Genomic DNA, 14,006 nt, shown 5'->3' with positions numbered 1-14,006 from the left:
AAGCCGAAAAGAAAACGTGGGCCGCCGCTCAGATGCGCATTTATTCGCCCTTGGCCCCGGCGCAGAACCAATTGCTCAGGCGGGCGTGCTGCAGCAGCATGATGGTCTTACCGTCGCAGATCCGCCCATCGCAGACCATCTGCCAGGCGTCGTCAAACGGGATCTCCAGCAGTTCGATATCCTCGTCCTCAATGCCGCCGCCGCGACCGCAGCGCAGGCTTTCGCGGTACTCCGCCGCAAAGAAATGCACTATCTCGGTCACCCCGCCCGGCGACATATAGGCGGAAAACAGGCGCCTAGCCTCGCCGATGGCATAGCCGGTCTCCTCCATCGCCTCCCGGCGTACGCAGGCCTCTGGCTCATCGCTGTCCAGCAGACCGGCGCAGCTCTCGATCAGCATACCGTCCGGGTTACCGTTGAGATAGGTCGGCAGGCGAAACTGGCGGATCAGCAGTACGCAGCGGCGCGACAGGTTATACAGCAGCACGGTGGCGCCGTTGCCGCGCAGATAGACCTCACGCCGCTGACGCACCACCCCGCCCTCCCGGCGCGGCAGGTCATACTCATACTCACGCAGCGGTCGCCAAGCGTCCGACAGCACCCGCTCACGGATAAATTGGATTTTCACCATACGTTCCTCAGTCAAATTTCTACCCTATCTGACGCTAACCTAATGTAAAAGGCAAAAAGAAAAAGCCCCGCATCGGCGGGGCTTGCAAGTGGAACTGGCACGGGAACGGTGTATCAGATTAATAACCGGTAGGAATCCCTTTCATCTCCGGCAGCTTATGGGCAATGCCTTTATGACAGTCGATACAGGTTTTGTTATCGCGGATCGCCTGATCGTGCATCTTCGCCGCCACGCTCTTCTGCTGGCTAAAATCCATATTGTCAAAGTTATGACAGTTACGGCACTCCTGGGAGTTATTGGCCTTCATCCGCGCCCATTCGTTTTCGGCCATCTGCAGTCGGTGCGCCTCGAACTTCTGCGGCGTATCGATAACCCCGAACACCTTGCCATACAGCTCCTTGCTGGCCTTGATCTTGCGGATCATCTTCGGCACAAACTCATGGGGCACGTGGCAGTCCGGGCAGGTGGCGCGTACGCCGCTGCGGTTCGAGTAGTGCACGGTATCCATGTACTCCTGGTAGACGGTATCGCGCATCTCGTGGCAGCTAAGGCAAAACTGCTCGGTGTTGGCCTTTTCCAGGCCGGTGTTGAAACCGCTCCAGAACAGGATCCCGGCGACGAATCCCAGCAGCAGCAGCGTGCCGATCGCCAGACGGCTGGGACGGCGCCACCACTGCCACGCCCGGCGCAGCAGGCCCAGCTTGTTGCCCGTCGGGGCGTTATGTTGCTCGCTCATCATAGGCCCCTTTTACTGACCAAAGCCGGTGGACGGGGTAAAGGTATTCCCGACGATCGGCGGCGCATCGGTCTGCGGTACGTGGCACTGCAGGCAGAAGTAGCGGTTGGGCGCTACCTGTCCCAGCATCTTGCCGCTGGCGTCGATGAAGTGGGTCGGACTGACGCGCATCGCCCCGGTGGTGCGGTAATTCTCTACCCCGTGGCACTGCAGGCAGCGGTTGGTATTTTTGGTGATCTGGTAGCCATCCACGCTGTGCGGGATCATCGGCGGCTGGTTAACATAGTTCAGCGCCATGCGCTCCTGCTGCTTTGGCATCCTGATTTGCCCTTCGGCCGTACCGGATACCTCCGGTGACTGCGCCAGATTAACGGCATCGTCGGCGGCCGAGGCCGCGCCGCACAACGCCAATGATAATAACAGTGCCCCCAGGGAGAACCGCTTCTTCAGGACATTGCTCTTCATTGTTTATCTCCCGAACGATGAAATCGTGTCTTAAATTCAAATACCTGCTCAGCACATACGTCCATGCAGCGCCCGCAGCTGATGCACGCCTTGCTCAGTACCAGCGGGCTGTGATTGTGATTGAGAACCGGTTCGCGCAGTACCTGAGGCTCAGGACAGACGTGGAAACAGTCCATGCAGCGGGTGCAGCGATCGCGCCGCACCGCGCCGACGCGTACGATGCTTTTGCTACCGATGGCGCCATACAGGGCCCCCAGCGGACAGAGATGGCCGCACCAGCCGTGTTCGGTCACCAGCAGATCGAACAGAAAGATCGCCAGGATCAGCCAAAGACCGCCGCCGGCGCCAAAGATCAGACTACGTCCCAGCAGCGCCACCGGGTTAAGCCACTCCCACAGCAGCGTTCCGCTCACCGCGCTGCCGGCCAAGATCGCCAGCAAAATACCGTAGCGCAGCGAACGCGACAGCGTGGTCGACTGACGGATCCCCAGGCGACGGCGCAGCCAGGCCGCCAGATCGGTCACCGGATTCAGCGGACATACCCAGCCGCAGAACGCCCGACTGGCGATCAGGCCATACAGCCCCAGCACCAGCAGCGCCCCCAGCAGCGCCGTCAGCGCAGGCCAGTGGCCAGCCAGCAGGCTCTCCAGCATCATCAGCGGATCGGTCATCGGCAGCGTATCCAGAAAGCGACTGGCGCTGTAGTTGCCCTTCAGTATCCACACCCCGAACAGCGGCCCACTGAGAAACATCAGTAGCACGCCCAGCTGACAGCCGCGCCGCAGCATCAGCCAGCGGTGACTGCGCCACCAGCCAAGGCGCACGCGCGCCTCTTTGCCCGCCTGGGCCACCGGATTGGCCATCATTCACCTCCCTGCGGCAGACGGATCGGCAGCTGCGTGTCCGAGGGCACCAGCGAATGACCCGCCTTCTGTTTCTCTACCCAGCCAAGGCGGTAGTGATGCCCCAGCTCGCCGCGCGCCAGCGCCAGCGGCAGCACTTTGATCGCCGCCTCCTCCAGCACGCAGGCCTGTTCACACTTGCCGCAGCCGGTACAGTGGTCGCTGTGCACGGTGGGCAAGAACTTGGCATGTTTGCCGGTGCGCTCGTTGCGGTGCAGCTCCAGGGTGATGGCGCTGTCGATCGCCGGGCAGACGCGGTAGCACACGTCGCAGCGTAGCCCCTGCCAGTTAAGGCAGTTTTCATGATCGAGCAGTACCGCCAGCCCCATCCGCGCGTCATCGATGTGAGTCAGCGACGGATCGAGCGCGCCGCTCGGACAGGCCGCCACGCAGGGGATGTCGTCGCACATCTCGCACGGCGTCTGACGGGCAATAAAATAGGGGGTCCCCGCCGACGAAGGCGACAGCAGCGTCGCCAGCTTCAGCGTGTCGTATGGACAGGCCTGTACGCACTGCCCACAGCGAATGCAGGCCGCCTCAAAGCGCCCATCGGCCAGCGCGCCGGGCGGGCGCAGCGCCAGCCCATCTCGCGCCTGGGACTGCTTTTGCTGTAGCCCCAGCAGCAGGGCCACGGCCGCCAGCCCACCCGCACCGCGCACGGCATCGCGCAAGAAGCGCCGCCGTGCCGGTCCCTTATCCCGTTGTTCCGTCATCTGCGCCGTCCTTACACCTTCTCAATCTTCACTGCGCACTTCTTGAAATCGGTCTCTTTCGACAGCGGATCGGTGGCGTCCAGCGTCAGCACGTTAACCAGCTGGGCGGCATCGAAGAACGGCATGTAGACCAACCCCTGCGGTACGCGGTTACGGCCGCGGGTCTCGACAATGGACACCAGCTCACCGCGGCGCGACATCACCTTCACCTTGTCGCCGCGGCGCAGACCGCGCGCCTTGGCATCCAGCGGGTGGATAAACAGCACCGCCTCCGGGAAGGCGCGATGCAGCTCCGGCACTCGGCGGGTCATCGACCCGGTGTGCCAGTGCTCCAGGACGCGGCCGGTAGACAGCCACAGGTCGTACTCCTGATCCGGGCTTTCGGCGGGCGGCTCATAGGGCAGCGCGAAGATCACCGCCTTACCGTCCGGCTTACCGTAGAAGCGCACCTCTTCCCCGCCCTTGACGAACGGATCGTAGCCTTCGCGGTAGCGCCACAGCGTCTCTTTGCCATCGACCACCGGCCAGCGGATGCCGCGCGCCTTGTGGTAGGCATCGAACGGCGCCAGATCGTGGCCGTGGCCGCGGCCAAAGCCGGCGTACTCCTCAAACAGCCCCTTCTGCACGTAGAAGCCGCAGGCGCGCGCCTCATCATTCAGGCGGTCGGCCGGCACCTCGTCCAGCGGGTACTTGTCGACGTTACCGTTGACATACAGCACCTCATACAGGGTCTTGCCCTTCAGCGCCGGCATCTTCGCCAGCAGCTCCGCCGGCCAGACCTCATCGACGGTGAAGCGCTTGGAGAACTCCATCAGCTGCCACAGGTCCGACTTAGCCTCGCCCGGCGCCTTCACCTGCTGGTGCCAGAACTGGGTGCGGCGCTCGGCGTTGCCGTAGGCCCCCTCTTTCTCCACCCACATGGCGGTCGGCAGGATCAGGTCGGCGGAGAGCGCGCTCACCGTCGGGTACGGATCGGACACCACAATAAAGTTACGCGGATCGCGCCAGCCCGGCATACGATCCGCATTGATGTTCGGACCGGCCTGCATGTTGTTGTTACACATCACCCAATAGGCATTGAGCTTGCCGTCCTTCAGCGCGCGATCCTGGGCGACGGCGTGCAGCCCCACCTTGTCCGGAATGGTTCCGGCCGGGATCTTCCAGCGGGTTTCGGCGATCTGACGATGCTTCTCGTTGGTCACCACCATATCCGCCGGCAGGCGGTGGGCAAAGGTGCCGACCTCACGCGCGGTGCCGCAGGCCGAGGGCTGGCCGGTCAGAGAGAAGGGGCCGCAGCCCGGCTGGGAGATCTTGCCGGTCAACAGGTGAATGTTGTAGCACAGGTTATTGGCCCATACCCCGCGGGTATGCTGGTTAAAGCCCATGGTCCAGTAAGAGACCACCTTGATGTTCGGGTCGGCATACAGCTTGGCCAGCGCCAGCAGCTGATCCTGCGGCACCCCGGTCATCTTGGCGGTTTTTTCCAGGGTATAGTCGGCCACAAAGGCTTTGTAGTCGTCGAAGCTCATCGGCTCGGAGGCATCGCTGCCCGGGTTCTTCGCCGCCTTCTCCAGCGGATCGGTCGGACGCAGGCCGTAGCCGATATCCGTCGCCCCTTTGCGAATATTGACGTGCTTATCCATAAACGCCTGATCGACGGCGTTATTCTGGATAATGTAGTTGGCGATGTAGTTCAGGATGACCAGATCGGACTGCGGGGTGAAGATAATCGGGTTGTCCGCCAGCTCAAAGCTACGGTGCTCGAAGGTGGACAGCACCGCGACCTGCACCTTATCGTTGCTCAGACGGCGGTTGGTGATGCGCGACCAGAGGATCGGGTGCATCTCCGCCATGTTGGAGCCCCACAGCACAAAGGCGTCGGCCTGCTCGATGTCATCATAGCAGCCCATCGGCTCATCCATACCGAAGGTGCGCATAAAGCCGACCACCGCGGAGGCCATGCAGTGACGGGCGTTGGGATCGATGTTGTTGGAGCGGAAGCCGGCCTTGAACAGCTTGGCGGCGGCGTAGCCCTCCCAGACCGTCCACTGCCCGGAGCCAAACATCCCGACGGCGCCCGGCCCCTTCTCTTTCAGCGCGCCCTTAAACTTAGCGGCCATCACATCAAACGCCTGATCCCAGCTGACCGGCGTAAACTCGCCCTCTTTGTCATACTGGCCTGCCTTCATCCGCAGCAGCGGCTGGGTCAGACGATCCTTACCGTACATGATCTTGGGCAAAAAGTAGCCCTTGATACAGTTCAGCCCGCGGTTGACCGGCGCATCCGGATCCCCCTGAGAGGCCACGACGCGGCCATTCTGGGTGCCGACCAGCACCCCGCAGCCGGTACCGCAGAAGCGGCACGGCGCCTTATCCCACGTGATGTTATCCGATCCGCCTTCCGTTACCGCCCGTGCCACGGTCGGAATGGTCAGCCCCGCTGCGGCGGCAGCGGCAGCGACGGCGTTGGCTTTCATGAAGTCTCGACGACTGAGTTTCATGGCGTATCCTCACCTTGCTCATCCTGCTGGTGATAAACCAGCGACACCGCCAGCACGCCTGCCACATTGCGCACTGACTCAATTCGATCCAGCAGCCTGCCTGAATCCTCGCTCTGCATGACAACAACAAGCTTGCCCTGCTGCGGCTCGCTGGCCGCGACTTCGGTCTCTTCCATCGCGGACAGCGCCTGCGCCACCGCCTCGACGGACTGCGGGCGGGCCTGAACCACCAGCCCGCAGACGTGCCATATCTCACTGCTCATTACGCTTCCTTAACCTCAAGGGGACAGGCCTGCTCCGCCATCTGAATCGCGTTCACCGGGCAGGCCGCAACGCAGGCGCCGCAGCCGCTACAGCATTCGGATATCAGTTGGATGGCGGCCACGCCGCCCGGCCGTGGAATAAAGGCGATCGCCCGCGGCTCGCAGCCGTCCTGACAGCTACGGCACTCGATACCGCGCCGGGACAGACAGTGCTCCGCGATCTCGGCACGCAGCCGCCAGGGCGCCTGCTCGGCGTCAAGAAACAGCGCCTCGGGACAGGCATCGGCGCATCGCCGACAAAAGGTACATTCCGCACGGGAAAAATCGAGGGAGGGAAAGCCGCCCTGGCCAACGACCAGCACCCCGCTTTCACACTGGGCAATACAGGCATGGCAGCGGCTGCAGCCGGCGATAAAGGCCGACGCATTCACAGACCACGGCGGGCGCACCTGCGCGGTGGCATGATGCCAGCGACCACGCAGCAAATGGCGTCGGGACAGGGTAGTCATCGCGCGCTCCTGTGACATTGCTCATCCATCGGGTAAAAAGTGACTTTGCGGGCCAAAAAGCGCTTAACGGTTTATCGCGCTTAATTTATTTGTTAATAAAGGCATCGCGTTTATGGGTCTTATGCCGTTGAGTATCCGGTTTCCACCGCGGCTGATAATTCCTCTTTTGGGTTAAATGGGGGGAATAATTGCGCAGGATCAAACCTTTCTGGCCGCTTTCACGCATTGTGTCCACTCTCCCGGCGTTATTCGCTATTTACTTAAATATACAGCGCATTACCGCACGTCACCGTCGCCGTGCGCCGCGCCCCGATGAGGAAAACAGCCGTGTTGGTAAAACGCTCCGTGACCAGTACCCTGGCGCGCGCCCTGATCGCCATGGTGATCCTCTCCGTTCTGTCGACCGGGATCGCCCTGCTGACGGTCGCCAGCAGCATCAACGATGCCGAGGCGGTCAATATTGCCGGCTCGCTGCGCATGCAGAGCTACCGTCTGGCCTACGACCTCACCAGCCAGCCCCAGGATATCGCCCGCCACCTGCAGGAGTACGGCCAGTCGCTGCGCGCCCCGGCGCTGCAAAAGCTCACCCGCTTTTATGTGCCAGCGTCGGTACGCGACGAATATACCCAGCTGCTGGATACCTGGCAGGAGCTGGACATTCAGCTGCGCCAAGGGCATAGCCAGGCCTTTCTGCACGGCGTCGCCCACTATGTCGATCAGATCGACCATTTCGTGCTGGTGCTGCAGCATTACGCCGAACAGAAGATGGAGCAGGTGGTGCTGATAAGCCTGGTCGGGTTGCTGGCGCTGATAGGGCTGGTCTGGTTCTCCATCCGCACCATCCGCCGCGAGGTGGTCGCACCGCTCAACAAGCTGGTCTCCGCCAGCATCCGCATGCAAAACGGCCACTTCGCCCCGCTGCAGCTGGACGTCAATCTGCCCAATGAAATGGGGGTGCTCTCCAAGGCCTTTGTGCGCATGTCCGGTGAGCTGGAGAAGCTGTACCGCTCCCTGGAAGAGAAAGTGCAGGAGAAGACCGAGAGCCTGACTCAGGCCAACCGTACCCTGGGGGTGCTGTTTGAGGCCTCGCAGGCGCTGACCGTCAGCCAGATAACCCAGCCCAGCTTTGAGCAGGTGCTGAACATCGTGCGCAGCAGCGAGGCGCTCGACTTCCTGCAGCTGGAGGTGATCGACAGCGGCCAGGGCCGCTGGCTGCTCGCCAGCGGCCCCACGGATGAACGCGAGCCTACCCAGGAACTGTCCCTGATGCTGGACGGACAGCCGCTCGGCGCGCTGCGCTGGCCCGCGCGGCAGTCGCCGCAGATGCAGCTGATGCAGAACGTCGCCAACATGCTCAGCCGCGGGGTCTACTTCAATCGGGCGCAAAAGCAGCAGCTGCAGCTGCTGCTGATGGAGGAGCGGGCCACCATCGCCCGCGAGCTGCACGACTCCCTGGCCCAGGCGCTGGCTTTCCTGCGTATCCAGATAACCCTGCTGCGGCGGGCAACCGATGCCGACAACCACCCGGCGCAGGCGATTATTCGCGACTTCGATCAGGCGCTCAGCGACGCCTACCGCCAGCTGCGCGAGCTGCTGGCCACCTTCCGACTGACCATCGAAGAGGCCGATCTGCGCGAGGCGTTGCAACAGCTACTGGCGCCGCTAAAATTACAGACCGACGCGCGGATTACGCTACACTGTGCGCTCTCCTCTCAGTCGCTGAACGCACAGCAGCAGGTTCACGTGTTGCAAATCGTCCGAGAAGCGACGCTCAACGCGATCAAGCACGCCCAGGCGCAGCACATTACCCTGAGCTGCTGCTGTCGTGACGACGGCGCCAACGTGATCAGCGTCACCGACGACGGCATCGGCCTGCCCAGCGCCGAGGAGCCGCCCGGTCACTATGGCCTGACCATCATGGCCGAGCGCGCCGCCCGTCTTGGGGGAGAACTGCATATCACCCCGGGCCCCGACGGCGGGACGCGGGTAACCTTGATCTTTCGTCCCCCTACCGGCGACGGGATCTGATTTATAATAATAAACTACGGGCGGGCAATGACCGCCCCTCTTCAGGGAGCTCGTTATGGAACATCCAACATCAACTACCGCCCCTTTCCGCGTCATGATCGTCGACGATCACCCGCTGATGCGCCGCGGAGTTCGTCAGCTGTTGGAACTGGACAGCGTCTTCAGCGTAGTCGCCGAAGCCAGCAACGGCAGCGAGGCCATTGCCCTGGCCGAACGCAGCCAGCCGGATCTGATCCTGCTGGATCTCAATATGAAGGGATTATCGGGGCTGGATACGCTGAAGGCCCTGCGCAATGAGGGCATCGACGCCCGCATTATCATTCTGACCGTCTCCGACGCCCGCAGCGACGTGTATGCGCTGGTCGACGCCGGCGCCGACGGCTATCTGCTGAAGGACAGCGAACCCGAGGCGCTGCTGGCCCAGATCCGCCAGGCGGCGGAGGGGCGCTCGGTGTTCAGCGAGTCGGTGCTCGCCTACCTGAGCACCCGCAGCGAAATCGCCGATCCGCTGGCCGACCTGACCGAACGCGAGCTGGATGTCCTGCAGGAGGTGGCTCGCGGCATGTCCAACAAGCAGATCGCCGCGCAGCTGCACATCTCGGAGGAGACCGTCAAGGTGCACATCCGCAACCTGCTGCGCAAGCTCAACGTCCGCTCCCGCGTGGCCGCCACGGTGCTGTACCTGGAGTACAAAAACAGCTGATCGCGGGAGATAGGGCCGTCAGTGGGAAATCTCGGCCCGCCGCCTGGGTGACGATGACCCCCGCTGAGTATGCTCTCGCGCCCCTTAGGGGCGCGCAGCTTCACGCGGCCCAGACTGATCCAGGCATGCCACCAGCCCGTCGACATGCTGCGCTATCCACCCGGCATCAAGGGGCCCCCAGTCCGTCAGGGTGTAGTAGCCATCGTTATGGCGCACGCCCTGCTCCACGAAACGCAGGGTGACTCCCAGCCCCGGTAGCGCCTTGAGCACATCCTGCAGCGTACGCCGCGGCCAGCCAGTCAGCTGCATCAGGCGCGGGACATTGGGTTTCTCTTCGTGGGTCAGCAGCCAGCACAGGTACAGCCGGCGGGCAAATACCGGATTGATCTCCATCTCTTCTCCTTCAAACGCCCGATGCGGGACACCCCTCGCACGGCGCGACAACGTTGGTGAGCCCCGCGCAGACGTAGCACGCGCCGAGGCGAACTTCAGTATTGCACAACTTTTCACCCTGCCCCGGGCAAATATGCGCCGGACGGCGCGGCGGCGCGCGTTTTTTGCGCAACCGAAAGACAGCCATGCTCCAACGCACGATTTTTTACGTTTTTTCCATTTTTTCTCCACTTTTTTTTCCGCGGCGCAGGATACAGTGCAGCATCATTCTATGCGGTTCAGGCGCGTCACGGCCTGCCGCCGCGCGTCACCTCGCATCAGATTAACTAGGGTTGCTGCATGGCTAAATTTTTCATCGATCGCCCCATTTTTGCCTGGGTTATCGCCATCATTTTTAGCCTGGCGGGGCTGCTGGCCATCCACCAGCTCCCCATTGAGCAATACCCGAATCTGGCGCCGCCGACGGTGCGCATCAGCGCCTCCTACCCCGGCGCATCGGCCCAGACCCTGGAAAATACCGTGACTCAGGTCATCGAACAGAACATGACCGGCCTGGATGGGCTGATGTACATGTCCTCCCAGAGCAGCAGCAGCGGCAGCGCCTCCATTACGCTGACCTTTCAGTCCGGCACCGATCCCAATGAGGCGATGCAGCAGGTCCAAAATCAGCTCAGCGCCGCCACCCGTAAACTGCCGCAGGAGGTTCAGCTGCAGGGGATACGCGTCAGCAAATCCGGCGACAGCAGCCTGATGACGGTCGCCTTTGTCTCCACCGACGGCAGCATGGATCGTCAGGATATCGCCGACTATGTGGCCAGTAATCTGCAGGACCCGCTCAGCCGAATCGACGGCGTCGGCAGCGTCGATGCGTTTGGCTCCCAGTACGCCATGCGTATCTGGCTCGATCCCACCAAGCTCAACCAGTTCCGCCTGACGACCCAAGACGTCGTCAGCGCGATCAAAAGTCAGAACAGCCAGATCGCCGTCGGCCAGATCGGCGCCACCCCGGCGGTTCCCGGCCAGGCGCTCAACGCGACCCTGATGGCACAGTCCCAGCTCCAGACGCCAGCGCAGTTCCGCGCAATAACGCTGCGGGTGAACAGCGACGGCTCTCTGGTGACGCTGGGCGACGTGGCCCAGGTCGAGCTGGGCGCTGAAAAGTATGACTATCTGTCGCGCTTCAACGGCAAACCGGCCTCCGGAATGAGCATTAAGCTGGCCTCCGGCGCCAATGAGCTGGCCACCGATGCGCGGGTCAAGGCCAAGCTGGCGCAGCTGGAGCCCTATTTTCCCCACGGCCTGAAGGTGGAGTACGCCTACGAAACCACCCCCTTTGTTCAGGCGGCGATCCAGGATGTGGTCAAAACCCTGTTTGAGGCCATCGCCCTGGTGTTTCTGGTGATGTACCTGTTCCTGCAGAACCTGCGCGCGACCCTGATCCCGACCATCGCCGTGCCGGTGGTGCTGCTGGGAACCTTTGCCGTGCTGTTTGCCATGGGATACAGCATCAACACCCTGACCATGTTCGCCATGGTGCTGGCCATCGGACTGTTGGTCGACGATGCCATCGTGGTGGTGGAAAACGTCGAACGTCTGATGAGCGAAGAGGGACTCTCGCCGCGGGAGGCGACGCGCAAATCGATGGATCAGATCCAGGGGGCGCTGGTGGGGATCGCCCTGGTGCTGTCGGCGGTCTTCGTGCCGATGGCCTTCTTCGGCGGCACCACCGGCGCGATTTATCGCCAGTTCTCCATCACCATCGTCTCCGCCATGATCTTCTCGGTGCTGGTGGCGCTGATCCTGACCCCCGCCCTGTGCGCCACCCTGCTGCGACCGGTCAACAAGACGCAGCTGCACGCCAAAAAAGGCTTCTTTGGCTGGTTTAACCGCACCTTTGAGCGCAGCGCCCTGCGCTATGAGAACGGCGTGGGCCGGGTGGTACGCAACGGTGGACGCAGCATGCTGCTCTATCTGTTGATCCTCGGCGGACTGGGCACGCTGTACCTGCATCTGCCCACCTCCTTTCTACCGCTGGAGGATCGCGGAGTCTTCATGACCCAAATCCAGCTGCCGGTCGGCGCTACGCAGCAGGAGACCCTGAAGGTGGTGGAAAAGGTAGAACGCTACCTGCTGGTCGACGAGGGCAAAGACGTACAGTCGGTCTTCTCCATCGTCGGCGCCGGGCCGGGCGGCAACGGCCAGAACGTCGCGCGCATGTTCGTGCGTCTCAAGCCCTGGGATCAGCGCACCGGCGACGACGACAGCGCCGCCGCCATCATTGAGCGCGCTAGCCGGGCCTTCGCCAACATTCGCGAAGCGCGGGTCTTTGCCAGCAGCCCGCCGGCCATCTCCGGGCTCGGCAGCTCCGCCGGCTTCGATCTGGAGCTGGAGGATCACGCCGGTCTCGGTCACGATGCGCTGATGCAGGCCCGCGATCGGCTGCTGGCCGCCGCGGTCAAGCAGCCGGAGCTGACCCGGGTGCGCCATAACGGGATGGACGACAGCCCGCAGCTGCAGGTCGACATCGATCAGCGCAAGGCGCAGGCGCTCGGCGTTAGCATCGACGATATTAACGACACGCTGAAAACCGCCTGGGGCTCAACCTACGTCAACGACTTTCTCAACCGGGGACGGGTGAAGAAGGTCTATGTGCAGGGCGAGGCCGCCTACCGCATGCTGCCGTCAGACATTAACAAATGGTATGTTCGGAATAGCCAAGGCGATATGGTGCCTTTCTCCGCCTTTGCCAGCACCCGCTGGAACTACGGCTCTCCGCGTCTGGAACGCTATAACGGCGAGGCGGCGGTCGAAATCGTCGGCGAGGCGGCGCAGGGGATCAGCACCGGCCGCGCCATGGCGATCATGGAACAGCTGGTCAGCGAACTGCCCAGCGGATTTGGCCTAGAGTGGACCGGCATGTCCTATCAGGAGCGCCTCTCCGGCGCCCAGGCACCGGCGCTGTACGCCCTCTCCCTGCTGGTGGTATTCCTGTGTCTGGCGGCGCTGTATGAAAGCTGGTCGATCCCCTTCTCGGTCATGCTGGTGGTGCCGCTCGGCGTGCTGGGCGCCGTCTGCGCCACCTGGCTGCGCGGGCTGGAAAACGATGTCTATTTCCAGGTGGGGCTGCTGACCATCATCGGCCTGTCGGCGAAAAACGCCATTCTGATCGTCGAGTTCGCCAACGAACTCAATCGCAGCGGCAAAGATCTGCTGGAGGCGACGCTGGAGGCGTGTCGCCTGCGCCTGCGCCCGATCCTGATGACCTCGCTGGCCTTCATCTTCGGCGTACTGCCGCTGACGCTCAGCCACGGCGCGGGCTCCGGCAGCCAGCACGCGGTCGGTACCGGGGTGCTGGGCGGCATGATCGCCGCCACCCTGCTGTCGATCTACTTTGTTCCGCTGTTCTTTATTCTGGTGCGCCGCCGCTTTCCCGGTAAGGACGATCGACATCGATAAACACCGCTGACGCCGGTGCCTTCGGGCCCGGCGCAGCGCGCCGCGGTATCCTACGCCATTACCCCAGCAACCGTGCAGCGCCAACATGAATATACGCCGCGCGTTGCCATTCGCGATACTCTTTCGCGAAAACATCATGCCCCGCCAGCCGAGAGGCCCCCACGCGGGGGCTCCGTCATACCGAGAGTTGATTGCATTGACCCGCCGTAAGATGCGCCTCGACATACAGACGCAGCGGATTGCCAACGGCGATGATATTACCGTCGAAATGATTTCAGCGTTATCCCGACGGCATCAATATGAACAGCAGAATTAACAACCGAGGGCCGCTTTTGCGCGCGCGCCGCCGCCAAGCGGATTATTGAACGCGGCGCAGAGCGTGAGCGGATAATATGTTCAAGAAATAACGAAAATAAAAAAATAAGCGGGTATCAATAATAGAAAAAAGAGGACAGCTATCCACACTCGCTTGCCATAATGCATGACGCCGTCGCGAAATTTACGGCGCCGTTCAGCGAGTCAGCGCGTGAGAGGTCAAAAAAGAGATACCACCGGCGCATTCTCCCTCATTGAGGATTGGCGTAAGCCAGGCGATCCGCCCCACGGCGGACGATAGGTGCAGAGCCCCGCGGCGGCGGTCAACGGGAGGCTATCGCCTCGGCACAGACGCACGCAGTCTCACGCGCCAGTTATCCCTGCGACGAAA

At 62.4% G+C, this 14,006-nt stretch carries 12 protein-coding genes; 3 read left to right on the top strand and 9 right to left on the bottom strand.

Annotated features, from left to right (window positions below; genetic code table 11):
- Positions 1 to 40: 40 nt before the first annotated feature.
- The 8 genes from nudK to napF form a co-directional block, all read right to left on the bottom strand.
- Positions 41 to 631: a GDP-mannose pyrophosphatase NudK gene (nudK, locus tag BRD58_RS05975; protein WP_012847985.1), complete on the bottom strand. Its 591-nt coding sequence runs from the start codon at positions 629 to 631 to the stop codon at positions 41 to 43.
- Between the two features lie 118 nt (positions 632 to 749).
- Positions 750 to 1,367 carry a cytochrome c-type protein NapC gene (gene napC / locus BRD58_RS05970; protein ID WP_173790605.1) on the bottom strand — a complete coding sequence of 206 codons (618 nt, stop codon included), beginning with the start codon at positions 1,365 to 1,367 and terminating at the stop codon, positions 750 to 752.
- Between the two features lie 12 nt (positions 1,368 to 1,379).
- Complete coding sequence (gene napB, locus BRD58_RS05965; RefSeq protein ID WP_012847983.1) at positions 1,380 to 1,832, bottom strand: nitrate reductase cytochrome c-type subunit; 453 nt, start codon at positions 1,830 to 1,832, stop codon at positions 1,380 to 1,382.
- Positions 1,829 to 2,695 (bottom strand): quinol dehydrogenase ferredoxin subunit NapH, encoded by an 867-nt coding sequence (gene napH / locus BRD58_RS05960; RefSeq protein ID WP_015461181.1) that lies wholly within the window; start codon positions 2,693 to 2,695, stop codon positions 1,829 to 1,831. Before napH ends, napB begins: the two co-directional genes overlap by 4 nt.
- Complete coding sequence (napG, locus tag BRD58_RS05955; RefSeq protein ID WP_015461180.1) at positions 2,695 to 3,447, bottom strand: ferredoxin-type protein NapG; 753 nt, start codon at positions 3,445 to 3,447, stop codon at positions 2,695 to 2,697. Before napG ends, napH begins: the two co-directional genes overlap by 1 nt.
- An 11-nt stretch (positions 3,448 to 3,458) precedes the next feature.
- Positions 3,459 to 5,948 (bottom strand): nitrate reductase catalytic subunit NapA, encoded by a 2,490-nt coding sequence (gene napA, locus BRD58_RS05950; protein WP_012847980.1) that lies wholly within the window; start codon positions 5,946 to 5,948, stop codon positions 3,459 to 3,461.
- Entirely contained in the window at positions 5,945 to 6,211 is a 267-nt protein-coding gene (napD, locus tag BRD58_RS05945; protein WP_012847979.1) for a chaperone NapD, read from the bottom strand. Before napD ends, napA begins: the two co-directional genes overlap by 4 nt.
- Entirely contained in the window at positions 6,211 to 6,720 is a 510-nt protein-coding gene (gene napF, locus BRD58_RS05940) for a ferredoxin-type protein NapF (protein WP_015461177.1), read from the bottom strand. Before napF ends, napD begins: the two co-directional genes overlap by 1 nt.
- Before the next feature lie 327 nt (positions 6,721 to 7,047).
- Here napF and narQ point away from each other — a divergent pair, with 327 nt between their 5' ends.
- Both narQ and narP read left to right on the top strand, forming a co-directional pair.
- Positions 7,048 to 8,748, top strand: a complete 1,701-nt coding sequence (gene narQ, locus BRD58_RS05935) for a nitrate/nitrite two-component system sensor histidine kinase NarQ (RefSeq protein WP_073381971.1) — start codon at positions 7,048 to 7,050, stop codon at positions 8,746 to 8,748.
- 55 nt (positions 8,749 to 8,803) lie between these two features.
- Positions 8,804 to 9,451: a nitrate/nitrite response regulator protein NarP gene (gene narP / locus BRD58_RS05930; protein WP_012847975.1), complete on the top strand. Its 648-nt coding sequence runs from the start codon at positions 8,804 to 8,806 to the stop codon at positions 9,449 to 9,451.
- An 84-nt stretch (positions 9,452 to 9,535) separates the two neighbouring features.
- Here narP and BRD58_RS05925 read toward each other — a convergent pair whose 3' ends face one another.
- On the bottom strand, positions 9,536 to 9,844 hold the full coding sequence (locus tag BRD58_RS05925) for a winged helix-turn-helix domain-containing protein (protein WP_015461174.1): 309 nt from the start codon (positions 9,842 to 9,844) through the stop codon (positions 9,536 to 9,538).
- A gap of 339 nt (positions 9,845 to 10,183) precedes the next feature.
- Between BRD58_RS05925 and acrD the strand changes: the two genes are divergently transcribed.
- Complete coding sequence (gene acrD / locus BRD58_RS05920) at positions 10,184 to 13,300, top strand: multidrug efflux RND transporter permease AcrD (protein ID WP_069578366.1); 3,117 nt, start codon at positions 10,184 to 10,186, stop codon at positions 13,298 to 13,300.
- Positions 13,301 to 14,006: the final 706 nt, after the last annotated feature.

It is taken from the genome of Edwardsiella piscicida (assembly GCF_001896205.1).
Lineage (GTDB): Bacteria > Pseudomonadota > Gammaproteobacteria > Enterobacterales > Enterobacteriaceae > Edwardsiella > Edwardsiella piscicida.
This window is presented reverse-complemented; position numbering and strand designations above follow the sequence as displayed.

Coding starts and splice junctions, on each gene's coding strand:
- napH (WP_015461181.1), bottom strand. CDS start 2,695: ATGGCCAATCCGGTGGCCCAGGCGGGCAAAGAGGCGCGCGTGCGCCTT.
- napB (WP_012847983.1), bottom strand. CDS start 1,832: ATGAAGAGCAATGTCCTGAAGAAGCGGTTCTCCCTGGGGGCACTGTTA.
- napC (WP_173790605.1), bottom strand. CDS start 1,367: ATGAGCGAGCAACATAACGCCCCGACGGGCAACAAGCTGGGCCTGCTG.
- napG (WP_015461180.1), bottom strand. CDS start 3,447: ATGACGGAACAACGGGATAAGGGACCGGCACGGCGGCGCTTCTTGCGC.
- napF (WP_015461177.1), bottom strand. CDS start 6,720: ATGACTACCCTGTCCCGACGCCATTTGCTGCGTGGTCGCTGGCATCAT.
- BRD58_RS05925 (WP_015461174.1), bottom strand. CDS start 9,844: ATGGAGATCAATCCGGTATTTGCCCGCCGGCTGTACCTGTGCTGGCTG.
- napA (WP_012847980.1), bottom strand. CDS start 5,948: ATGAAACTCAGTCGTCGAGACTTCATGAAAGCCAACGCCGTCGCTGCC.
- napD (WP_012847979.1), bottom strand. CDS start 6,211: ATGAGCAGTGAGATATGGCACGTCTGCGGGCTGGTGGTTCAGGCCCGC.
- acrD (WP_069578366.1), top strand. CDS start 10,184: ATGGCTAAATTTTTCATCGATCGCCCCATTTTTGCCTGGGTTATCGCC.
- nudK (WP_012847985.1), bottom strand. CDS start 631: ATGGTGAAAATCCAATTTATCCGTGAGCGGGTGCTGTCGGACGCTTGG.
- narP (WP_012847975.1), top strand. CDS start 8,804: ATGGAACATCCAACATCAACTACCGCCCCTTTCCGCGTCATGATCGTC.